This is a genomic window from Anabaena sp. AL09, from assembly GCF_001672255.1.
Classification (GTDB): Bacteria; Cyanobacteriota; Cyanobacteriia; order Cyanobacteriales; family Nostocaceae; genus Dolichospermum; species Dolichospermum lemmermannii.
This window is the reverse complement of record NZ_LJOQ01000057.1, coordinates 1-19972: the sequence shown is the minus strand read 5'-3', so window position 1 is coordinate 19972 and position 19972 is coordinate 1. Positions and strand designations below refer to the sequence as shown.

Genomic DNA, 19972 nt, shown 5'->3' with positions numbered 1-19972 from the left:
CTTATTAATTTAGATTAAACCCATGTACACCAATGGTTTTGGATATATTAAAAGGATGTTTGATCATAAGGGGAACGGTAGAACCGGTTTTATTGTCCCCGAACACTATGAACTCTATGGCACAGAGACTAGGATTGATAGCTCTGGAAATAGAATAGTTTCTCCAAACAATTGTCTATGGTTAACTAATTTAGACACTTTTAAACGACACGAAGGTATTACTCTCACAAAGAGATATTTTGGAAACGAAATTGAATATCCCCATTATGACAACTATGATGGTATTAATGTTAATAAAACACAAGACATACCATTAGACTACAAAGGATTTATGGGTGTACCTATAACATTTCTACATAAATTCAATCCCGATCAGTTTGAAATAATTAAATTTAGAAAAGGGAATGATGAAAAAGATTTGTCAATAAATGGAAAATGTCCATATTTTAGGATTCTAATCAAGAATAAACGAATATTGACTGAATTATCTAACAATAGAGGAATACCACAAGTGCGATAGCGAAGCGCTGCTGCAAGCAGTTCACTTGATCCTGTAGGGTGCGTTAATGAAATGTAACGCACCTTACAACTTCACCGTTAAACATCTTTGGGAAAAGCGATCTCGCTCAAAATCCATTGTCTTGTGCTTCCTTAACTGCGATTACTGCGATAGCGAAGCGCTGACTTGTCAGTTCGCTAATATTGAGTTAATGCGATAGCGAAGCGCTCCGTAGGAATCGGTCAATTTCCATTGTCTTGTGCTTCTTTAACTGCGATTAACTGCGATAGCGAAGCGCTGACTTGTCAGTTCGCTAATATTGGGGAAATGCGATTATGAGAGAGCAAGCAATGATGAATTTTCATCTTCATAAAATAATTTGATTGTGCTGAACTCCCGACGCAGTAAATTTTCAACTTGTAAGGTAGAACAGTTTCCCAGTCTCAGCCAGATGACTTTTGGAGGATTCCCCAACACTAAACTCAGATCGTGCATATCAGCATCTTTCGAGACAATCATCAAATCATTATCTTTTGCATAATTCCAAACTATCGGGTCTATTGTTGCTTTCATCCCTACATCCCGATAGCGAAGCGTGGCGTAAGCCATACATGAAGCGAGTCTGGAAAAATATCGCTCAAACGGGTGGATAATTTAGGGGATAAGTTTTCATCAAATAGTAATTTCATGCTGATAAAGTCGAAATCATTAGCCGACGTTCACGGTCAGCCGCATACGCAATACAAGCTTTTAAATCTTCTCGCGTTAGGTCGGGAAAATCATCAAGAATTTCTGCTTCGGTCATCTCAGAAGCCAGGTATTCAAGCACCTCATAAACTGTGATTCGCAAGCCACCTACACAAGGCTTACCACCGCGTTTATTGGGTTCGATTGTAATATAGTCTCTGTAATTCATAAGTATCAAGTGTATTTCTATTTTAGTGATTTTCTGAAAAAACTTGGGTTCTACCGTTCCCCTTATGATCAAACATCCTTTTAATATATCCAAAATTGAAAATATTAAAACCTCAAATCCAATCGGTGTAGGGGTTTCAGGGATATTTTACCGAAAATATCATAAAGGGAGCGGTAGAGCCAAAACTTGTAGTACAAGATAAACTAAATTATAGCACTATGTCGATATCGTCTTGCTTTGCAAATGACAGAATCTAATAGAGTTCTTTATAAAAATTAGGCTTTGATACCCTACCATTTGGGGTAACACTTGATAAAAACCTGGATATCGCCAAAAACAACTTTTTAAAATGAAAACAGACAGCATATTTTACAGATTATTTCAAGAAATACCTAGCATATTTTTTGAACTCATTGGTAACTCTCCCCAACTAGCAGAACTTTATCAATTTTCATCAGTTGAAGTCAAACAAACAGCCTTGAGAATAGATGGAGTTTTCTTACCTAACCAAAATACAGATAACCCGATTTACTTTTTAGAAGTACAATTTCAAATAGCTATGAATATATGTTAAAATTAAATTACCATAAATAGTGGAAAATTATTGCCATGGAAATTACTAAACTATCAACTCAAGGTCAAATTACCATTCCCCAAGTTTTAAGAGATCAGTATCATTGGCAGGATGGACAGGAATTAATAATAATTAATTTGGGTGATGGAATTTTATTAAAGCCTAAAAAAACTTTTCCAGAAACAAAATTAGATGATGCTGCTGGTTGTTTAAATTATCAAGGAAAAGCCAAAACAATTGAAGAGATGGAACAAGCGGTAGCACAAGGAATTGAAGAATTATGGAATCAATGATACGCAGTTCCTGGTTTGATAGGATTGGGTTTAACTAGAGAACAAATCGCACAGGTTTTAAATTTAAGTTTGGCAGAAATTAGCGAGATTATTCAACAACAGAATATCAACACAAAGGACAAATAAAAAGGATTTAATCAGTGTAACCCTAACCAAACTTTTCCTGTACAGAATCAGATAATATACCGTGCATTTTAACGACTGCACCAATTACAGCTATTGCCGGTGCAAGAAATCCCTTTGCTTCCACTTGTTCTACAATTGTCCCCAATTCACCAATTAATTCTTCCTGTTCTGGCCGAGTTCCCCAGCGAATTAAAGCAATGGGTGTATCTAAACTCAACCCAGCTAGAGTAAACTGTTCAATAATGTAGGGTAAATTGTGAATACCCATATAAATTACTATGGTTTCTGAACCGTGCGCTATGGCTTGCCAATTTACCTGGGGTTTATACTTACCAGCGGATTCATGTCCAGTTACAAAAGTAACAGAAGAACTATAAAGACGATGGGTTAAAGGAATACCAGCATAGGCCGCTGCGGCGATTCCTGATGTAATCCCTGGCACAACTTCCACGGAAATCCCGGCGGCTACTAATTCCGCCATTTCTTCACCACCACGACCGAAGATAAAAGGATCACCACCTTTAAGCCGAACAACTATGGCATTATTCTCCGCTTTCTCAATCAGTAATTGGGTGGTGACTTCCTGTAACAGTGAATGTCTACCCATGCGTTTACCCGCATTGATTTTTTCTGCTTCAGGATTGATCATTTCCAACACTTCTGGACTCACCAAAGCATCATAAATAACCACATCTGCACAGGCTAATAAACCCTTTCCTTTGAGAGTCATGAGTCCAGGATCTCCAGGTCCAGCACCAACTAAATAAACTTTACCCAAAAACTTTGTCCTCTTCTTTGATGAAATTCTCGATTAAATTCGCAAATTCTCGACTTGTTCCTAATGGTTGTGCGAGTTGAAAACTTACTGATGGAAATTGTAATTTTAGCGTTTCTACTGCCAGAGCGATCGCATCAGTTATCCCACCTGTAAATAAAAAATAGGGGAAAATCGCAATTCGTCCATAACCAGCGGCTATCAATTCCTGTACTCTGACTTCTAAACTGGGAGGGACGGACCAATAAGCTGTAACTGCGTCCACAGTAGCTGCTATATTTTCCACAGGGGTATGAGAACCAGCCCGTCGGCTACCATGAGCCAAAATAATAGATACATCTGCTTGAATCGTAGTCATCATCCCCGCGAAAGACTTTTCTAAACCAGGATAACTACCAATATAAGGACGCAATTCTATTGTCATTCCTTCAGTTATAGCCTGTTCTGCAAGGGCGATTTCTGCGGGAATATCAGTCATGACATGAAATCCCGGTAACAAAAATAGGGGGATAATTTGCACCCTTTGACAACCAAAAGCCTGAACACGATGAGCAAAATCTTGAATTTGCAGGTGTAAAGGTTGGATATTAGCCTCTAGGGTAGCAACACCTACGAAATTTTCACCTTGAGGTAATATCTCACTTAACATTCCCGCTAATTGCTGCATAGCAATATCTGGACGAGGATCACGACTCCCATGAGACACTAAAAGATAAGCTGTAATTTTATTAATTTGCATATTTGGGGATTGGGGACTGGGGGACTGAGAAACACAGGAGAAAGATGCTAATTTATTTTTCTTCAGCATTGTAAGTATAAAATTGATTCAATGCTCCCACTGTTTCAAATTTGTATCCTGGTATCCAAGAATCAAGTTTGATTTCCGTGCGGTAAATACTAAAGATTATACAGTCTTGTCGGTTAGTTGTGGTGGTAATCAGTTCTTTGATGTGTGGTGTGGCGGATTGAAGCAATTCTTGACAATTAACTTTGATTAATTTTTCCAAGAAACTTGGTGTTTTGTGACAGACATCAGCTTCTAAATATGTTGTCAGCTTTTGAACTGCATACTGTTCATATTCACCCTGATTGGGGTTAGTTTTCGCCATAATTGCTCCCAAGACCGTAACGCTCGCTGCTCCTACACATATAAGAATAGTCAAAGGTTTCATATTCTAGCCTGAACTGGTATATTTATTAGTCTTTTAAACACTACCAAGAAAATTATCTAATTTCTGCTAAAAAAAGCTTGATTATTTTCTGGAGGTAATGCTATACTCACAGAGTGAATGGCGAGCGTAGCCAAGTGGTTAAGGCAGTGGTTTGTGGTACCACCATTCGTGGGTTCGATCCCCATCGTTCGCCCTATTAAATTATGACTCTGTAAGTTCAGAGTTGTTGTAAAGTATAAAAACACGAATTAGACCTTTTGTAGAATTCGGGAAAAAGGGATTATTTTTCTGTCAGCTTTTCCGAGTCTTGCAGTATACTCAAAACGGCTTGATTGTTTGATTCTAAACCTAGGGGTTTAGCACTGCTAAACCCCTACACATCTGGGTTCTTTGTCATTTGGCAAAAGTTTAAATCTCACCCGTGTTTAGTATAAATCTAATGGCGATAATTCTCAAAAATCCTGCTAAAGTAACTATTTAGATTGGCAGATTTATATATGAATAACAATGATTTAGCTTTTACCCCAGCTTTAGAGTTAGCACAATTAATCCGTCTGCGGGAAGTGTCACCGCTAGAGTTGGTGGAAGTATATTTAGAAAGAATCGAACGCTTAAATCCCCAACTGGGAAGTTATTTTACAGTCACGGCAGATTTAGCCATTACTGATGCTAAAAACAAAACAGAATTACTAACAACGACTTCAGAATTACCGCCATTTTTTGGTGTACCAATTTCCATTAAAGACTTAAGTGCGGTTGCGGGTGTTACTTGTACTTACGGAAATTCGGCACTGTTAAATAATATTGCTAATCATGATGATGGTGTAGTTACAAGAATTAAACAAGCTGGTTTTATTATTCTTGGTAAAACCGCAACTTCGGAATTAGGTTCTTATCCTTACAGTGAACCTGCGGGATTTCCCCCAGCGAGAAACCCTTGGAATTTAGAATATACTCCTGGTGGTTCTAGTGGTGGTGCCGCATCATCAGTAGCAGCGGGATTAAGTGCAATTGCCCAAGGTTCAGATGGTGGTGGTTCAGTGCGTGGTCCGGCGGCTTGCTGTGGTGTTGTTGGCATCAAACCAGCCAGAGGCAGAGTCTCTAAAGCCCCTGTAGGCGATCGCTTGGGGGGCATTGCGGTGGATGGTCCCCTTGCCCGCACAGTGGCTGATGCAGCGGCTATGTTAGATGTGATCTCTGGCTATGTCACAGGTGATCCTTATTGGCTACCAAATCCGCAACCATCATTTCTCTCTGCAACTCAAGTCAAATTAGATAGTCTGAAAATTGCCTTTAGTACCAGTATTCTGCCCTTTGGAGAAGCTGACGCTAACTGTAAACAAGGAGTATTAAAAACCGTCGGGTTATTAGCACAATTTGGACATCAAGTTGAGGAAAAATACCCAGATTTTAGTAGTTTAATCGAACCATTTATAGTAGTTTGGCAAGCTGGAATAGCAGCAGCAGGAATTCCTTCGCCAGCCTTACAGCCTTTAAACCAATGGTTATTAGCAAAAAATGGTTCTGTAGCTGAATATCTGCAAGCACTTTCCCAAATGCAAATTGTCTCCCGGCAAATTATCGCATTTTTTGATACTGTAGATGTATTGGTATTACCAGTTTATCTCCATTCTCCCATTCGCGTCGGTGAATGGGCAGATTTGAGTGCGGAAGAAACATTTGCCAAAATTGCCCATTGGGTCGCGCCTTGTCCTGTTGCAAATGCTACCGGATTACCTGCGATCGCCCTTCCTGTCGGTTTCGATAGTCATGGTTTACCCCTAAGTGTACAGTTAATTGGTAAACCTGCGGCTGAGTCTACCTTAATTAGTTTAGCAGCGCAATTAGAAGCCGCTAACCCTTGGATTCAACATCGTCCAGCACTTTAAGTCAAAATCAGGATTTACAAAATGTCAGCATCAGGATTTACAGGATTTAGAGATTTACAGGATTGTTATTCTTGAAATAATCTGAAAAACAGAAAGTTTGCAAATATCTGCATATTGAATCCTGTTAATCCTTCAATCCTGAGCATCCTGATTCAGACAGAGAAATAATCTGAAAAACAGAAAGTTTGCAAATATCTGCATACTAAATCCTATTAATCATTTAATCTTAATAATCCTGATTCGGAGTATAAATTCCAATTAATTAGCCAGTTTTTCCTGTTCACGGGCATCTACTACTAAAACTAAACAAAGTGCGGCAACTGCTTTCTCCCATTCTTGACGCACTTTCACATCTTCCACACCATCAAATAAACCCACCAACCGGGGAACAGCTTGTTCTAAAGCTGCGTGGGGTACGGGACGATGTAATTCAACTAAGTGATTGATACTTTCTTGATTATTGAGAAAACCAACCACCCATTTTGTTGTATGATCTGGACTGTCAGGAACACGCTCAACTCCTAACTCGTTTTTTAGCCAATCATAAAAAAGTGGTAAATGTTCAGCTAATACCGCACCGGCTGTAGGTAAGGTTTTTTTGAGTAAGCTAATATCTAAACTGTCTAATTCTTGTTTCAAAGCCAGTGAATTTAGTACCTCATTTAACGGTGTGGAAAGTATTGCTGTTATTTCCGATTGGGAAAAATCTAAATTTTGGGTGAAAGTTGAAATTAAAGATTCCATTTTCTACACTCCAGAGATTATTCCATTGGCTGTAGAATCATGATAGCGTAGCGCACCAAAATCCTTGATCATGTTGCATTACTAATTTCATCCTACCTATAATTATCCTTGCTCATCTGTTTCTTGTGATTCATATAAAGTTTCCATTCCTAATTTTTCTAAACATCTATCAGATCCCCATGGTCTCATTAACCCACCACAACGACTATCTCGATAAAGTCTTTCCAAAGGAAATGATTTTAAAAGAGAATGTCCACCACAAACACGAATAGCTAAACTACATAATTGATTGACGTTTTCCATTACAGTATAATTTGCCGCATAAGCTCTTAATCTTTCCGCTTTACTAGGATTTATTTTGGCTTCATTGATAACTCGATAAAAAATTGCCTTAGTTTGCTCTAGAATAATAAACATTTGAGCAACATTAAATTGCTTGATTTTATTTTGTCTTTGTTTGATCGGTGGCATTCCTACTACTTCACCACGCAAATACTTAATTGTAAAATCATAAGCAGCTTGAGCAATACCCATATAAGTAGGTGCTAGAGTAAAAAACATATGTGGGTACAACTCAGTCAGTTTTAAATAAATATTTGAGGGCAGTAATTGAGAATTATTAGGAACAAAAACATTATCGAAGATTAAAGTGCGAGAAATAGTAGCTCTCATTCCTAGAGGATTCCATTCTCCAACTACTTGCACCCCTTGAGTTTTCGCTGGGATAGCAATATAAAGACAATTCTCTACTGAAATATTTTCTGTTTCCTCAGTACAAACAATACCATAATAGTCGGCAGCTTCTGAAAGTGAAGCAAAGGTTTTTTGGCTCTACCGCTCCCTTTATGATATTTTCGGTAAAATATCCCTGAAACCCCTACACTTATTAATTTAGATTAAACCCATGTACACCAATGGTTTTGGATATATTAAAAGGATGTTTGATCATAAGGGGAACGGTAGAACCGGTTTTTTTTCCATTAATTAACCATCCTTCCTCGACCTTTTTAGCAGTTGTTTGATAAGCTTTACCAAGAGATACACCTGCACCTTCTTCAGAAATTGGTTGGGAATAAAGTGCCTGTTTTTCGACTATTCTTTGAAAATGAAGTTTTTTATAGATTTCACATTCCGCTATTTGAGATTCCGTCAATGGTAAATCATTTAAAACATTTAACCAAAGAGTTGAAGAAATGTGCATATTATAAGTAAGAGCAGTAGCACCACAATATCGGGCTATTTCAGCCGATATTAAACAATAACTGGGAAAATCAACCCCCATCCCCCCATATTTTTTTGGTACGCATAATGCTAGAAGTCCATGATTTCGTAAATCTTCATAATTTTCCCAAGGAAAAGAAGCTTCTTCGTCATAGACAGAAGCACGAGCAGCAAATTTATTTTTTCCTAATTCTTGAACTAATTCAATTAAGGTTTTTTGTTGATTATTTAAGTTAAAATCCATGGTTAATTATGTTTTTTTGAACTGTTTTAACCCGCTTTCATCAAGTTGGGGTCAACCCTTAATTTTTCCTGGGCTGTAACCTTGAAAATTCGTTGATTTATCCGATATTGCAGAAAGCGATCGCATTCCCCATGTATGTAAAGAAACAGAAATGTTTCTTGAAAGAGGGTTAGTTCGATTGTCAAAACTTGGTAATCGGTAAAGAATTACCAATTACCAATTACCCAAAATTACGCTTTCTTTAACCAACTAAACATAGCGCGTAAATCCTTACCAACAGCCTCAATAGGATGTTCAGCTTCTTGACGACGCATAGCAGTAAAACCAGGTTTACCAGCTTGGTTTTCTAAGACAAATTCCCGCGCAAATTGTCCAGATTGAATTTCGCTGAGAATCTTCTTCATTTCCGCTTTAGTTTGGGCGGTAACAACGCGAGGACCGCGAGTATAATCACCATATTCGGCAGTATTAGAAATACTATCGCGCATGGTAGCTAAACCACCTTCTACCACTAAATCAACGATTAATTTGACTTCGTGCAGACATTCAAAATAAGCGAGTTCTGGTTGATAACCTGCTTCCACTAAGGTTTCAAAACCGGCTTTGATTAAAGCACTCAAACCACCACACAATACTGCTTGTTCCCCAAACAAATCGGTTTCGGTTTCTTCCCGGAAGGTAGTTTCCAAAATACCGGCGCGTGTACCACCAACACCTTTAGCATAAGCCATAGCGCGATCGCGTGCATGACCAGTGGCATCTTGATAAACTGCAAATAATGCAGGTACACCTTGTCCTTGTTCATAAGTACGACGCACCAAATGTCCAGGTCCTTTAGGTGCAACCATGACGACATCAACATCAGCAGGAGGTACAACCTGTGCAAAATGGATATTAAAACCATGTGCAAAAGCTAAAACGTTTCCAGCTTCTAAATTGGGTTCAATTTCGTTTTTGTAAATTGTTTTTTGGACTTCATCAGGTAATAAAATCATGATGAAATCAGCAGCTTTGGCCGCATCAGCAACATTTTTTACAGTCAAGCCAGCAGCTTCGGCCTTAGCTGTGGACTTACTGCCGGGATATAATCCCACAATGACATTAACACCGCTATCTTTGAGATTCAGCGCGTGAGCATGACCTTGAGAACCATAACCAATAATAGCAACGGTTTTACCTTTTAAAAGGTCTAAATTAGCATCTTCATCATAATACATACGCGCCATAGAAGCATCTCCTGTCCGTAAAAGTTGTCATGAAATTGGCAGACTTACGATTGTATCGCAAATCGGACTATCAGATCCCCGACTTCTTTGAGAAGTCGGGGATCTGTGGATACTTTTATTTTTTTTTCAGAAGTTCAAGATAAACAGAAATAATTGTGATAATTTTGATACAAATTTGTTAAGAATAGTTACAGCCCTGTAATGGAAGGAAATATTTTTTATGGTTGATCTAGCTGACAAGAAACCGGTTCATCAAGTCGTGATTATTGGTGGTGGCTTCGGTGGATTGTATGCTGCGAAGTCTATGGCTAAAGCCAATGTACAAATCACGCTGATTGATAAACGCAATTTTCATCTCTTTCAACCACTGCTGTACCAAGTCGCTACAGGTGCTTTATCCCCAGCGGATATTTCCTCTCCTTTGCGGGCTGTTCTCAGCAAAAGCAAGAATACAAAGGTGCTGTTGGGTGAAGTGAATGATATTGACACTAGCGCCCAAAATGTGATGGTAGGCGAGGAATCAGTCCCCTACGATACCTTAATTGTGGCTACAGGGGCGAAGCATTCCTATTTTGGGAAGGATAACTGGGAAGAGTTTGCACCGGGTTTAAAGACTGTAGAAGATGCCATTGAGATGCGTCGGCGGATATTTTCAGCATTTGAAGCGGCTGAAAGCGAAAGTAATCCGGTAAAACGCCAAGCTTTGTTAACTTTTGTAATTGTTGGTGGTGGTCCAACTGGGGTAGAATTGGCGGGAGCGATCGCTGAATTAGCAACTAAAACCCTGACAGAAGATTTCCGCAACATTGACACCGCAGAAACCAGAGTTTTATTGTTAGAAGGTTTAGATCGGATTCTTCCACCTTTTGCACCGGAATTATCCCACACAGCAGAAGTATCATTAAAAGCTTTAGGTGTGGATGTGCAAACCAAAACCTTAGTTACACATATTGAAAATGATATTGTGACGATTAAGCAAGGTGATGATGTTAAAGAAATTGCAGCAAAAACCGTGTTGTGGGCTGCGGGTGTGAAAGCCTCACCAATGGGGAAAGTTTTGACAGATAAGACGGGAGTTGAGAGCGATCGCGCTGGTCGTGTTATCGTTGAACCAGACCTCAGTATTAAAGGATTTCCCAACATCTTCGTAGTTGGTGACTTAGCAAATTTTGCCCATCAAAATGATAAACCTTTACCGGGAGTTGCGCCAGTCGCCATGCAAGAAGGCGAATATGTGGCTAAACTCATTCAAAAACGGTTGAAAGGTGAAACATTACCCCAATTCAAATATGTGGATAGAGGTAGTTTAGCAATGATTGGGCAACACGCCGCAGTTGTTGATTTAGGATTTATCAAACTCAGAGGTTTCTTTGCGTGGTTTGTGTGGTTATTTATTCATATCTACTTCTTGATTGAGTTTGATAATAAGTTAGTTGTGATGATTCAATGGTTGTGGAGTTATTTTACCCGCAATCGTGGCGCGAGATTAATTACAGGTAAGGAAACTATTGCCCCTGTACCAACGCCAGTCATCCCAAAAAAACCGTTAAATGTGTAGTTCCTCCCTCGTTCCCAGTCTCTGACTGGGAATGCCCTCTAGAGGCTCTGCCTCCCATATTCCCTCATTATTATTAAAAAACTGCCTCTCATATTAAAATAAAATCACCACATCTACCAAATTAAATGAAACAATGGGACGCAGCCGCTATCATGTATTAGGAACTCAACCGCATTTCCTCACCTGCACATTAGTAAATTGGATGCCATTATTTGGCAATATTGAACTTGTCCAAATTATCATAGATTCCCTCAACTTTCTCCAACGTCAGCAGCGTTTGACATTATATGGTTATGTCATTATGGAAAATCATCTTCATCTCATCGCTGCGGCTGCAAACTTATCTAAAGAAATAGGGAATTTTAAATCATTTACGGCTCGTTCCATTATTGATTTACTCCAGAAAAATAATGCTGAATATATACTTAATCAATTAGAATTTCATAAATTAAAACACAATATCAAACAAGATTATCAACTGTGGCAAGAAGGTTTTCATCCCCAAGCAATTGCTAATGAAGAAATGTTTATCCAAAAATTAGAATATATTCATAATAATCCGGTGCGACGTGGGTATGTTGATGATCCGGCTCATTGGCGTTATTCTAGTTACCGGAATTATATGGAATTGCCGAGTTTATTAGAGGTGGAATTGATTGATTTGTGAGATATTGAGGCAGAGCCTCTTGATAGCATTCCTAGTCAGAGACTAGGAACGAGGAAGAATAAATTTTAATTTTTCTGCCGTTATTTAAGGTTATTTTAACAATAAAATTTTCTCTTGTTCTAGTGTATTTGCTTTTTGATGTGCTAAAATGTCTGTATCTTGCATTGCTTACTTAATAAAGCCATTTTACACAGGGAGTAGAAATTGTATTATGTTCACAGATGATAAAAACGATTTTATTAAAAATTGGGCGATCGCTGTAACTATATTTTTGTTTTTGATAGCTCTTGCTGTTACAGTTTATTTCATCTCAATGATTTTAACTACTGACAAAAAAGACTTCTCAGAAGACAAATATAAATATATTATTGAAAGTCTTAAAGTATTAGGTTTATTCATTAGTGGAGGGGCAGTAATTGTTAATGTTTACTTTGCAGGTAGACGTGCAGACGCTATGGAAGAGACTGCAAAGGCTACAAATAGAAATGCAGACGCGGCAAATAAAAATGCAGAGGCTGCAAATAGAAATGCAGAAGCTGCAAATAAAAATGCAGAGACTGCAAATCAAAAACAAATTACAGAAAGATTTTCTAAGGCTATTGAACAGCTTGGGAGTGATAAACCGGAAGTTATATTAGGTGGAATTTATACTTTAGAACGAATTGCGAGAGATTCTGAACCAGACCAATGGACAATTATGGAAGTTCTGACAGCTTTTGTCCGTCAGAATGCACCTGTTATAAAAGAAAATGAGTCACAATCTCCAGAAGATCAAGAAAAATTACTAAAACTTAAAATTTCTATTCGAGCGTGTTTAACTGTGATTGGAGAACGTAAACACCCAGATTTAGAAAATAAACGTCTTGATTTAACTAAAGTTAATATTAGTGGATTCAATCTCGTAGGATTCAAACTCAAAGGATTCAACTTCGCAGGAGCAAACCTCACAGAAGCCAACCTCGAAGAAGCCGACCTCACAGAAGCCGACCTCACAGAAGCCAAACTCACAAAAGCCAAACTCACAAAAGCCGACCTCACAGAAGCCAAACTCACATTAGCCAACCTCACAGGAGCCAACCTCATATTAGCCAACCTCACAGGAGCCGACCTCAAAGGAGCCTACCTCAAAGGAGCCTACCTCATGAGAGCCAACCTCACAGGAGCCGACCTCACAGTAGCCGACCTCATAGGAGCCAACCTCATAGGAGCCAACCTCATAGGAGCCAAACTCTTCAGAGCCAACCTCACAGGAGCTAACCTCTTCAGAGCCAACCTCACAGGAGCCAACCTCTACCAAGCCGACCTCACAGGAGCCAAACTCTACGAAGCCGACCTCACAGGAGCCGACCTCACAAGAGCCTACCTCACAGGAGCCAAACTCACAGGAGCCGACCTCACAGTAGCCGACCTCACAGGAGTTTTTGTCACAGTGGCCAAACTCTACGAAGCCGACCTCACAGGAGTTTTGGTCACAGAAGCCGACCTGGAAGGAGCGATACTCACAGGTGCTATAATGCCAGACGGGTCAATTCATGATTAGGAAGATTTGATTCTTCTATATTTTTTCTCAATAAACAAGACTTTCTCCCCCACAAAACCGAATATTCAAAACAGTCGCTACCATTTTCTAAACCGAATCATATTACTACATAATAGAAATAGAAATTCTATCTTTAGGATTGTTAAGAATGTATCAAATAGATCCGCCGCTTTCCCCTAAAGAAACATTGTTAGGGTAAGTGGTTTAAGGATTACACATAAAAATGTAGAATTAGGAGATTTTGGTAATGGCTTTAACCATTTTAGATGCACAATTAGAAAGTATTCAGCTTTCGGCTGAGGTTCAGGAAAAAGCTTTACAAAAAGCTAAAGAAGGTTATGTAATGACATTATTAGAGGTAGGAGAAATTAGCAGTGGCAGGGCGGGAAAAATTCTTGGTGTTTCTCGTTTAGAGGTAATAGAAATGATGAAAAAATGGGGTATTTCTCTTTTTGATGATTCTCAAAACTTGGAGGAATTACGTCAAGAAGTGGAACAGGCAGAGTTAATTTTAAACCAGCAGATTTCTTAAATGATTATTGTTTCTGATACTACGCCAATTAGCGAGTTGGCAAAAGTGGATCATCTTGATTTGTTACCAAAACTTTTTGGTAAAGTTGTGATTCCCCAAGGTGTATTTGATGAATTACAAGTAGGTGAGCATCCAGCAGCAAAACTTGTTCAGGATTTGTCTTGGTTGGAGGTTGTAACGGTAGATAATCAGCAGTTGGTTAGGGAGTTACAACAGTCATTTAAGTTAGATTTAGGAGAGTCAGAAGCTATTGCTTTAGCAGAAGAAATTAGTGCTTCTCAGTTGTTAATTGATGAAAGGGCTGCCAGGAAGGTGGCTATGGCTCGAAAGTTACCTTTAATTGGGACTGTGGGGATTTTGCTGTTAGCGAAGCGTCGGGGTTTGTTGGATAGTGTTAAGGATGTTTTAGATGAAATGCAAGCACAGGGAATGAGAATTTCAGATCGGCTTTATGTGCAGGTTTTGACTTTAGCACAGGAAAAGGACGGGGAATAATAGGTAAGTATGAAACCCATATTCTGCACTTTATTTATAATATGCAAATATTGCGTTTCTAAAACGAATCATATTGCGACATAATAGAAATAGAAATACTATCTTTAGGATTGTTAAGAATGTATCAAACAGATCCGCCACTTTCCCCTAAAGAAACATTACCAACAATGTATGATCTTCCTAGCGAAGACCCGGAGGAACCTGGTTTGCCAGATCAATTTCATTTATTCCAACCACAATTATTAGCAGAAACATTCCGTCCACCTGACTATCCTAGGGACCAAATATTTACAGGAAGTGATCTGAATCTTTATTATGATTTGCGTCATCCTTCATGGTATAAACGTCCAGATTGGTTTGCAGTGTTAGGTGTTCCTTCTCTTTATAACAAAAGAGATTTGCGGTTAAGTTATGTAGTTTGGCAAGAAGCAGTTAATCCGTATATTGTAGTTGAATTACTCTCACCGGGAACAGAAAAAGAAGACTTAGGGCAAACATTAAGAGATGTAGAAAAACCTCCTGGTAAATGGGAAGTTTACGAACAAATTTTAAGAGTACCCTATTACGCCATCTTTGATCGTTACAAATCTGAATTTAGAATGTTTCAGTTAACAGGCGCTCGTTATGCTGAAGTAGACTTATCAGATTTCCGGTTTTGGATTCCCGAAATAGAATTAGGTTTAGGAGTGTGGCAAGGAAGTTATAAAACCGTCGAAATGCCTTGGTTACGTTGGTATGACAAAGACGGTAATTGGATATTAACCAGCACAGAAGAGGAAAAACAAAAAGCTGAACAGGAAAGACAAAAGTTAGAACAAGAAAGACAAAAGTTAGAACAAGAAAGGCAAAAAACCGAAAGATTAATTGCCCAACTTCGTGCGCTTGGTGTTGAACCAGATTTAGAATAAATACAATCTCTCGTTCCCAGTCTCCGACTGGGAATGCCACCATAGAGGCTCTGCCTCAAAGCAGTTAATTATTTTGATTTTGCTTAGATAAATCCGTCGGTGGTCTGTCATTACTCCAAGCCCACCAGACATAACTGCATTGACAATGATAGAATTCTTGCCACTTCCGACGACGATCTGGGGTACTTACAGGAGACCTTCTATTTAACCACACATTAACAGCATCTCGACTACCAGCATGGCATTTGGGACAATGGAATTGATAGGCGTGTACGGCTTGATTAGTCCATTCTGGCGGATTGGGATCAAAAGCGTCCATATAAATATAAACTGTAATAAAGTGTAATCTTAGTAGTCATTGAATATACATAATTATGACTAACAATGGATATTATGGAACCAAATATTGAAATTCGTCGGTTGTTGGATGTCATGCCCGCTTCTGGGCGAATGATGACTAAAATCGTCAGTAAACCAGAACAAAAACAGGTAATAGATGCGGCTTTTCCCCTGCCATTGAGTCAAGCAAGACCAATATATATTAATTTCGACTTATGGAGACGGTTGACAAAACCCCAACGAGATTTACTCCTATTACAGAAGGTAAGCTGGTTAATAGGGGTGAAATGGTTACAACCTAATATTTATCAAGGTGTGGTGTTAGCAGGGCTTGTAGGCGGAATACTGGAGGCAGTCCAGGGGGATGTGGTAGGTGTGGTAATAGCCGGGGGATTAAGTGCTGTAGCGGCTATCCGGATTTGGCGCACCAATAAATCCCAGGAGTCAGAATTAACTGCTGATACAGTCGCTATTAGAATCGCCCAAAGACGAGGTTATTCAGAAACTGAAGCCGCCCAACATTTGTTAACAGCTATTGAAGCAGTAGGAACAATAGAAGGGCGTTCTGGTTTAAATTTTAGTGAATTAATTCGTTGTCAAAATTTGAAAGCAATCGCTGGTTTATCACAAGTTGGTATTCCTAAAAATTATCAATAGATTTACGGCGAAGTAATTAATATCTACGTAGGGGTTTAGCATTGCTAAACCCTTACCATAACTGGTAAAATCTAACAATGCTTCACTCAAATTTTCCATCACAGGTAAAGGTAAAGCCGAAATAGAACCGCGTATTTCTGCCGATAATTCTCCAAACCGTTTTATTAACTGTCGAATAACTAGATTGAAAGTAGCTTGTTCTATTCCTTCTTGTTTAATTTCTCTGTAAGCGCGACTTCTTTCTAGTGAAATTCCTAGCATGACTTCAACCTCCCTTAAAGTAAGTTTTTCAAATTTGTACATCATTTCCTAGTCTATCCATGTACAAAATTATCTGCGTTTATCTGCGTCCATCATCTTCTATCTGCGGTTAATTCTTTATTACTGTACATACTACACATACATTTTTAAGATTTATGAATTATAAATTATCACGAATGGAAGCGATTCAATTGCCAATTATTCCGGTGGTGGGAGAATTAATAAAAAACTCTCCTGGGACAATCTCTTTGGGACAAGGTGTGGTTCATTATCAACCACCAGATACCGCAATGGAATTATTACCAAAATTTCTTGCTGAACCTAAAAATCATCTTTATCAAGCTGTTGTCGGGATTCCTGAATTATTAACAGCTTTAACGGCAAAGTTATCAATATTTAATGATATTGATATCAATGAAGAAAATGCTATTGTGGTGACAGCAGGTAGCAATATGGGGTTTATAAATGCTATTTTAGCAATTACTTCTCCTGGTGATGAAATTATCTTGAATACTCCCTACTATTTCAATCATGAAATGGCGATTAAAATGGCAGGTTGTCATCCGGTATTAGTGGCGACAGATGCAAATTATCAATTAATTCCTGAAGCCATAGCCGCTGCAATTACAAATAAAACCCGTGCAGTAGTGACGATTTCTCCAAATAATCCGACGGGTGTGATTTATTCAGAGACAGCATTAAAACAAGTTAATGAAATTTGTCGAGAAAGGGGAATTTATCATATTAGTGATGAAGCTTATGAATATTTTACATACAATGATGTAAAACATATTTCTCCTGGATCATTTATCAAAAGTAACCAATTTACAATTTCTCTTTTTAGTTTGTCGAAAGCTTATGGTTTTGCTAGTTGGCGAATTGGTTATATGGTAATTCCTCAACATTTATTAATTGCTGTGAAAAAAGTCCAAGATACTATTTTGATTTGTCCACCTGTGGTTTCTCAATATGCAGCTTTGGGGGCTTTACAAGCAAAAGATAATTATTTAAAAGATAATATTGGGACAATTGCTAAAGTTCGAGAAATAGTGATTAATTCACTGCAATCGCTTCAAGATTTATGTACAATTACACCCGCTAATGGTGCATTTTACTTTTTCATAAAAGTGCATACAAAAATGAACGATTTGGAATTAGTGAAAAACCTGATTCAAGAATATAAAATAGCGGTGATTCCTGGAACAACCTTTGGGATGGAAGATGGTTGTTATTTGCGGGTTGCTTATGGTGCGTTACCAGCAGATACAGCTAAAGCAGGTATAGAAAGATTAGTCAAAGGGTTGCAAACTATCGTATTATAATCGCATAACAAAAATTAACACTTGTATTTCTCCATGAGTCAAATAGTTTGGATAGCAAGACACGCTAACCGCCTTGATTTTGTATATCCCGATTGGTTTCTGACCGCCGAAAGACGGTATGATCCACCTTTGTCCGATGATGGTATGATTCAGGCGCAGCAGTTAGCAAAACGACTCAAAGGGGAAAGAATCACCCATATTTTTGCTTCTCCATTTTTGCGAACTATCCAAACTGCGAATGCGATCGCTGAAGTTTTGGATTTGGCGATTAAACTAGAAATAGGTTTGAGTGAATGGCTTAATCCCGAATGGATGACTGAAGAACCCGAAAAACTCTCAACTTCAGCTTTAGTCAAATTATTTCCCAGAATTGATACCAGTTACACATCACGTATAGCCGCAAAATACCCGGAAACTCATCAACAGGTGCGGGAACGTTCGGCGCAAACTGCCAGATGTCTGTCTACTGAATTCTTCCCCCATGATATCCTATTGGTGGCACATGGCGCGTCTGTCTTGGGTGCAGCAATGGGATTAGTGGGAGACATAGCCAAAAATGAAGTTAAAGCTTCTCTGTGTTCTTTGGTAAAAGTCGTGCGTCAAGATTCAGAATGGTTGCTAGAACTAAAGGGAGATACATCCCATTTGACAAAAATTGAAGAATTGGTGCGATTTGTGTAAATATTTAATGGGGATTTTCTCTAAATCGCCACTGACGCTAACTCAGCAAAAGTAACTTACTAACTGATAAATTTTATGACATTGCTACTGGCCGGAGACATAGGCGGAACAAAAACTATTTTGCGTTTGGTGGAACTTTCGGAAACACTAGAGTTAAAAACTCTGTATGAGGAAAGTTTCCGCAGTGGAGATTTTCCTGATTTAGTTCCTATAGTGCAAAAGTTTTTGAGTACAGCTAATTCTAGCACACCTGAAAAGGCTTGTTTTGCGATCGCCGGACCAGTAGTGGAAAACACCGCCAAGTTGACCAATTTAGCCTGGTTTCTCGATACAAATCGGTTAACTCAAGAATTGGGTATTTTGTCAATTTCCCTAATTAATGACTTTGCGGCTGTTGGTTATGGCATTTTTGGGTTAACAAAACAGGATTTACTAACTTTACAAGTTGGTAAATATCAACCAGCAGCGCCAATGGCTGTAATCGGTGCAGGAACTGGATTAGGCCAGGGATTTTTGATTAAACAGGATCATCAATATCAAGTCTTTCCTTCCGAGGGTGGACACGCAGATTTTGCCCCCCGGAATGAGTTAGAATTTCAACTGTTGAAATATCTGGTAGATAAACATAATATTCAACGAGTTTCTGTAGAAAGAGTGGTTTCCGGGTTAGGAATTACCTCCATTTACCAATTTTTACGAGATAGGAAAATAGCCACCGAATCACCAGAAATTGCCCAAGCAGTCAGAACTTGGGAACAAGAAGCCGGAAAAGCCGAAAAAACCATTGATCCTGGGGCATTTATTGGGAGTGCGGCGCTGGAAAAAAGCGATCGCCTTTCCGAACAAACCATACAATTATTTATAGAAGCCTACGGTGCAGAAGCCGGCAATCTAGCCCTCAAACTCCTCCCCTATGGCGGATTATACATTGCTGGTGGTATCGCTCCCAAAATCCTCCCTTTAATGCAAAATGGTAGTTTCCTCACGAATTTTACCCAAAAAGGGAGAATGGGTTCTTTACTGGAAGAAATACCCGTGCATATAATTCTTAATCAACAAGTTGGATTAATTGGTGCAGCTTTGTCTGCCTCTAGGTTATAAATAGCAAGAACAGTGAAATATTCAGGGGTACTCGATGTGCAGAATGTCCAGGTTATCCCTTTTATGATTGAAAATGGTGGCATTGACACTCCCCGCTCTAAAGAGACGGGGATTCTTTGTTCAAGGACATGACTTGCTCATCCAGGATTTCTCCAGCACAAGTAGAGGTCTTATCTCCCAAAGCGTTGCTTGCGTCTAGCGCAAAAGTTCCCGTATGCCCTACGGTACTCAA

The 19972-nt window shown here is 38.9% G+C and carries 26 protein-coding genes, 1 tRNA gene and 2 pseudogenes; 15 read left to right on the top strand and 14 right to left on the bottom strand.

The window, feature by feature from the left end:
- Positions 1 to 22: 22 nt before the first annotated feature.
- Complete coding sequence (locus AN490_RS11530) at positions 23 to 520, top strand: adenine-specific methyltransferase EcoRI family protein (RefSeq protein WP_366925034.1); 498 nt, start codon at positions 23 to 25, stop codon at positions 518 to 520.
- Between the two features lie 312 nt (positions 521 to 832).
- On the opposite strand, the gene AN490_RS11525 is transcribed toward AN490_RS11530, so the two are convergent.
- From AN490_RS11525 to AN490_RS11515, 3 genes are read right to left on the bottom strand one after another with little or no spacing between them, the layout of a single operon-like run.
- Positions 833 to 1108 (bottom strand): DUF5615 family PIN-like protein, encoded by a 276-nt coding sequence (locus AN490_RS11525; protein ID WP_234413330.1) that lies wholly within the window; start codon positions 1106 to 1108, stop codon positions 833 to 835.
- Positions 1075 to 1188 (bottom strand): DUF5615 family PIN-like protein, encoded by a 114-nt coding sequence (locus AN490_RS11520; protein WP_257120644.1) that lies wholly within the window; start codon positions 1186 to 1188, stop codon positions 1075 to 1077. Before AN490_RS11520 ends, AN490_RS11525 begins: the two co-directional genes overlap by 34 nt.
- Positions 1185 to 1415: a DUF433 domain-containing protein gene (locus AN490_RS11515; protein ID WP_300003326.1), complete on the bottom strand. Its 231-nt coding sequence runs from the start codon at positions 1413 to 1415 to the stop codon at positions 1185 to 1187. The genes AN490_RS11520 and AN490_RS11515 overlap by 4 nt, the downstream gene beginning before the upstream one ends.
- 349 nt (positions 1416 to 1764) lie before the next feature.
- Between AN490_RS11515 and AN490_RS11510 the strand changes: the two are divergent.
- A pseudogene (locus AN490_RS11510) lies at positions 1765 to 1968 on the top strand (DUF2887 domain-containing protein); the annotation flags it as partial.
- 56 nt (positions 1969 to 2024) lie between these two features.
- Positions 2025 to 2282, top strand: a complete 258-nt coding sequence (locus tag AN490_RS11505; RefSeq protein ID WP_300003324.1) for an AbrB/MazE/SpoVT family DNA-binding domain-containing protein — start codon at positions 2025 to 2027, stop codon at positions 2280 to 2282.
- Positions 2283 to 2430: 148 nt separating this feature from the next.
- Here the strand turns inward: AN490_RS11505 and cobA are convergent, their stop codons facing one another.
- From cobA to AN490_RS11490, 3 genes are read right to left on the bottom strand one after another with little or no spacing between them, the layout of a single operon-like run.
- Positions 2431 to 3186 (bottom strand): uroporphyrinogen-III C-methyltransferase, encoded by a 756-nt coding sequence (cobA, locus tag AN490_RS11500; RefSeq protein WP_015079002.1) that lies wholly within the window; start codon positions 3184 to 3186, stop codon positions 2431 to 2433.
- Complete coding sequence (locus AN490_RS11495; RefSeq protein ID WP_300003322.1) at positions 3179 to 3991, bottom strand: sirohydrochlorin chelatase; 813 nt, start codon at positions 3989 to 3991, stop codon at positions 3179 to 3181. The genes cobA and AN490_RS11495 overlap by 8 nt, the downstream gene beginning before the upstream one ends.
- Positions 3975 to 4355 (bottom strand): DUF4359 domain-containing protein, encoded by a 381-nt coding sequence (locus AN490_RS11490; protein ID WP_300003320.1) that lies wholly within the window; start codon positions 4353 to 4355, stop codon positions 3975 to 3977. The genes AN490_RS11495 and AN490_RS11490 overlap by 17 nt, the downstream gene beginning before the upstream one ends.
- A gap of 120 nt (positions 4356 to 4475) precedes the next feature.
- Between AN490_RS11490 and AN490_RS11485 the strand changes: the two genes are divergently transcribed.
- Both AN490_RS11485 and AN490_RS11480 read left to right on the top strand, forming a co-directional pair.
- Positions 4476 to 4548: transfer RNA gene (locus AN490_RS11485), tRNA-His, on the top strand.
- Positions 4549 to 4852: 304 nt separating this feature from the next.
- Positions 4853 to 6244 (top strand): amidase, encoded by a 1392-nt coding sequence (locus AN490_RS11480; protein ID WP_300003318.1) that lies wholly within the window; start codon positions 4853 to 4855, stop codon positions 6242 to 6244.
- A gap of 258 nt (positions 6245 to 6502) precedes the next feature.
- Here the strand turns inward: AN490_RS11480 and AN490_RS11475 are convergent, their stop codons facing one another.
- The 5 genes from AN490_RS11475 to ilvC form a co-directional block, all read right to left on the bottom strand.
- A complete protein-coding gene (locus AN490_RS11475) occupies positions 6503 to 6988 on the bottom strand; it encodes a hypothetical protein (protein ID WP_300003316.1) in 486 nt (161 codons plus the stop codon).
- 102 nt (positions 6989 to 7090) lie between these two features.
- The gene (locus AN490_RS11470) at positions 7091 to 7693 is read right to left on the bottom strand and encodes an acyl-CoA dehydrogenase family protein (RefSeq protein WP_300003314.1); all 603 of its coding nucleotides are present in this window, start codon (positions 7691 to 7693) and stop codon (positions 7091 to 7093) included.
- A gap of 181 nt (positions 7694 to 7874) precedes the next feature.
- Positions 7875 to 8453, bottom strand: coding sequence for an acyl-CoA dehydrogenase family protein (locus AN490_RS11465; RefSeq protein WP_300003312.1), 579 nt, complete (start codon positions 8451 to 8453; stop codon positions 7875 to 7877).
- Between the two features lie 26 nt (positions 8454 to 8479).
- Positions 8480 to 8638 (bottom strand): hypothetical protein, encoded by a 159-nt coding sequence (locus tag AN490_RS11460; RefSeq protein WP_271837597.1) that lies wholly within the window; start codon positions 8636 to 8638, stop codon positions 8480 to 8482.
- A 45-nt stretch (positions 8639 to 8683) separates the two neighbouring features.
- The gene (gene ilvC, locus AN490_RS11455) at positions 8684 to 9679 is read right to left on the bottom strand and encodes a ketol-acid reductoisomerase (RefSeq protein WP_015078997.1); all 996 of its coding nucleotides are present in this window, start codon (positions 9677 to 9679) and stop codon (positions 8684 to 8686) included.
- 220 nt (positions 9680 to 9899) lie between these two features.
- Here ilvC and AN490_RS11450 point away from each other — a divergent pair, with 220 nt between their 5' ends.
- From AN490_RS11450 to AN490_RS11425, 6 genes are all read left to right on the top strand, one after another.
- Positions 9900 to 11237 (top strand): NAD(P)/FAD-dependent oxidoreductase, encoded by a 1338-nt coding sequence (locus AN490_RS11450; RefSeq protein WP_300003309.1) that lies wholly within the window; start codon positions 9900 to 9902, stop codon positions 11235 to 11237.
- A 133-nt stretch (positions 11238 to 11370) separates the two neighbouring features.
- Positions 11371 to 11904 (top strand): transposase, encoded by a 534-nt coding sequence (locus AN490_RS11445; protein WP_300003307.1) that lies wholly within the window; start codon positions 11371 to 11373, stop codon positions 11902 to 11904.
- A gap of 211 nt (positions 11905 to 12115) precedes the next feature.
- On the top strand, positions 12116 to 13444 hold the full coding sequence (locus AN490_RS11440) for a pentapeptide repeat-containing protein (protein WP_300003305.1): 1329 nt from the start codon (positions 12116 to 12118) through the stop codon (positions 13442 to 13444).
- 247 nt (positions 13445 to 13691) lie between these two features.
- A complete protein-coding gene (locus tag AN490_RS11435; RefSeq protein ID WP_300003302.1) occupies positions 13692 to 13976 on the top strand; it encodes a UPF0175 family protein in 285 nt (94 codons plus the stop codon).
- On the top strand, positions 13977 to 14471 hold the full coding sequence (locus tag AN490_RS11430; RefSeq protein WP_300003299.1) for a DUF3368 domain-containing protein: 495 nt from the start codon (positions 13977 to 13979) through the stop codon (positions 14469 to 14471).
- 119 nt (positions 14472 to 14590) lie between these two features.
- Entirely contained in the window at positions 14591 to 15379 is a 789-nt protein-coding gene (locus AN490_RS11425) for a Uma2 family endonuclease (protein WP_300003296.1), read from the top strand.
- 64 nt (positions 15380 to 15443) lie between these two features.
- Here the strand turns inward: AN490_RS11425 and AN490_RS11420 are convergent, their stop codons facing one another.
- The gene (locus AN490_RS11420; protein ID WP_039203522.1) at positions 15444 to 15698 is read right to left on the bottom strand and encodes a hypothetical protein; all 255 of its coding nucleotides are present in this window, start codon (positions 15696 to 15698) and stop codon (positions 15444 to 15446) included.
- Positions 15699 to 15772: 74 nt separating this feature from the next.
- Between AN490_RS11420 and AN490_RS11415 the strand changes: the two genes are divergently transcribed.
- The gene (locus tag AN490_RS11415) at positions 15773 to 16375 is read left to right on the top strand and encodes a DUF3318 domain-containing protein (protein WP_300003291.1); all 603 of its coding nucleotides are present in this window, start codon (positions 15773 to 15775) and stop codon (positions 16373 to 16375) included.
- Here AN490_RS11415 and AN490_RS11410 read toward each other — a convergent pair.
- Entirely contained in the window at positions 16343 to 16636 is a 294-nt protein-coding gene (locus tag AN490_RS11410) for a DUF4351 domain-containing protein (protein ID WP_366925033.1), read from the bottom strand. The genes AN490_RS11415 and AN490_RS11410 overlap by 33 nt on opposite strands.
- A 155-nt stretch (positions 16637 to 16791) precedes the next feature.
- Between AN490_RS11410 and AN490_RS11405 the strand changes: the two genes are divergently transcribed.
- The 3 genes from AN490_RS11405 to AN490_RS11395 all read left to right on the top strand — a co-directional run bounded on the left by AN490_RS11405 (position 16792) and on the right by AN490_RS11395 (position 19740).
- On the top strand, positions 16792 to 17958 hold the full coding sequence (locus AN490_RS11405) for a pyridoxal phosphate-dependent aminotransferase (protein WP_300003288.1): 1167 nt from the start codon (positions 16792 to 16794) through the stop codon (positions 17956 to 17958).
- A 33-nt stretch (positions 17959 to 17991) separates the two neighbouring features.
- Positions 17992 to 18639 carry a histidine phosphatase family protein gene (locus tag AN490_RS11400; RefSeq protein WP_300003285.1) on the top strand — a complete coding sequence of 216 codons (648 nt, stop codon included), beginning with the start codon at positions 17992 to 17994 and terminating at the stop codon, positions 18637 to 18639.
- A 75-nt stretch (positions 18640 to 18714) separates the two neighbouring features.
- Positions 18715 to 19740, top strand: a complete 1026-nt coding sequence (locus tag AN490_RS11395) for a glucokinase (protein WP_300003282.1) — start codon at positions 18715 to 18717, stop codon at positions 19738 to 19740.
- Positions 19741 to 19837: 97 nt separating this feature from the next.
- On the opposite strand, the pseudogene AN490_RS11390 reads toward AN490_RS11395, so the two are convergent.
- A pseudogene (locus tag AN490_RS11390) lies at positions 19838 to 19972 on the bottom strand (RNA-guided endonuclease TnpB family protein); the annotation flags it as partial.

Excerpts from the sequence above, each read along its gene's own strand:
- AN490_RS11405 (WP_300003288.1), top strand. The coding sequence starts at position 16,792 with ATGAATTATAAATTATCACGAATGGAAGCGATTCAATTGCCAATTATT.
- AN490_RS11495 (WP_300003322.1), bottom strand. The coding sequence starts at position 3,991 with ATGCTGAAGAAAAATAAATTAGCATCTTTCTCCTGTGTTTCTCAGTCC.
- AN490_RS11475 (WP_300003316.1), bottom strand. The coding sequence starts at position 6,988 with ATGGAATCTTTAATTTCAACTTTCACCCAAAATTTAGATTTTTCCCAA.
- AN490_RS11480 (WP_300003318.1), top strand. The coding sequence starts at position 4,853 with ATGAATAACAATGATTTAGCTTTTACCCCAGCTTTAGAGTTAGCACAA.
- AN490_RS11530 (WP_366925034.1), top strand. The coding sequence starts at position 23 with ATGTACACCAATGGTTTTGGATATATTAAAAGGATGTTTGATCATAAG.
- AN490_RS11440 (WP_300003305.1), top strand. The coding sequence starts at position 12,116 with ATGTTCACAGATGATAAAAACGATTTTATTAAAAATTGGGCGATCGCT.
- AN490_RS11490 (WP_300003320.1), bottom strand. The coding sequence starts at position 4,355 with ATGAAACCTTTGACTATTCTTATATGTGTAGGAGCAGCGAGCGTTACG.
- AN490_RS11520 (WP_257120644.1), bottom strand. The coding sequence starts at position 1,188 with ATGAAATTACTATTTGATGAAAACTTATCCCCTAAATTATCCACCCGT.
- AN490_RS11395 (WP_300003282.1), top strand. The coding sequence starts at position 18,715 with ATGACATTGCTACTGGCCGGAGACATAGGCGGAACAAAAACTATTTTG.
- AN490_RS11435 (WP_300003302.1), top strand. The coding sequence starts at position 13,692 with ATGGCTTTAACCATTTTAGATGCACAATTAGAAAGTATTCAGCTTTCG.
- AN490_RS11525 (WP_234413330.1), bottom strand. The coding sequence starts at position 1,108 with ATGGCTTACGCCACGCTTCGCTATCGGGATGTAGGGATGAAAGCAACA.
- AN490_RS11425 (WP_300003296.1), top strand. The coding sequence starts at position 14,591 with ATGTATCAAACAGATCCGCCACTTTCCCCTAAAGAAACATTACCAACA.
- AN490_RS11420 (WP_039203522.1), bottom strand. The coding sequence starts at position 15,698 with ATGGACGCTTTTGATCCCAATCCGCCAGAATGGACTAATCAAGCCGTA.
- AN490_RS11400 (WP_300003285.1), top strand. The coding sequence starts at position 17,992 with ATGAGTCAAATAGTTTGGATAGCAAGACACGCTAACCGCCTTGATTTT.
- AN490_RS11445 (WP_300003307.1), top strand. The coding sequence starts at position 11,371 with ATGGGACGCAGCCGCTATCATGTATTAGGAACTCAACCGCATTTCCTC.
- AN490_RS11465 (WP_300003312.1), bottom strand. The coding sequence starts at position 8,453 with ATGGATTTTAACTTAAATAATCAACAAAAAACCTTAATTGAATTAGTT.
- ilvC (WP_015078997.1), bottom strand. The coding sequence starts at position 9,679 with ATGGCGCGTATGTATTATGATGAAGATGCTAATTTAGACCTTTTAAAA.
- AN490_RS11430 (WP_300003299.1), top strand. The coding sequence starts at position 13,977 with ATGATTATTGTTTCTGATACTACGCCAATTAGCGAGTTGGCAAAAGTG.
- AN490_RS11410 (WP_366925033.1), bottom strand. The coding sequence starts at position 16,636 with ATGCTAGGAATTTCACTAGAAAGAAGTCGCGCTTACAGAGAAATTAAA.
- AN490_RS11505 (WP_300003324.1), top strand. The coding sequence starts at position 2,025 with ATGGAAATTACTAAACTATCAACTCAAGGTCAAATTACCATTCCCCAA.
- AN490_RS11415 (WP_300003291.1), top strand. The coding sequence starts at position 15,773 with ATGGAACCAAATATTGAAATTCGTCGGTTGTTGGATGTCATGCCCGCT.
- AN490_RS11450 (WP_300003309.1), top strand. The coding sequence starts at position 9,900 with ATGGTTGATCTAGCTGACAAGAAACCGGTTCATCAAGTCGTGATTATT.
- AN490_RS11515 (WP_300003326.1), bottom strand. The coding sequence starts at position 1,415 with ATGAATTACAGAGACTATATTACAATCGAACCCAATAAACGCGGTGGT.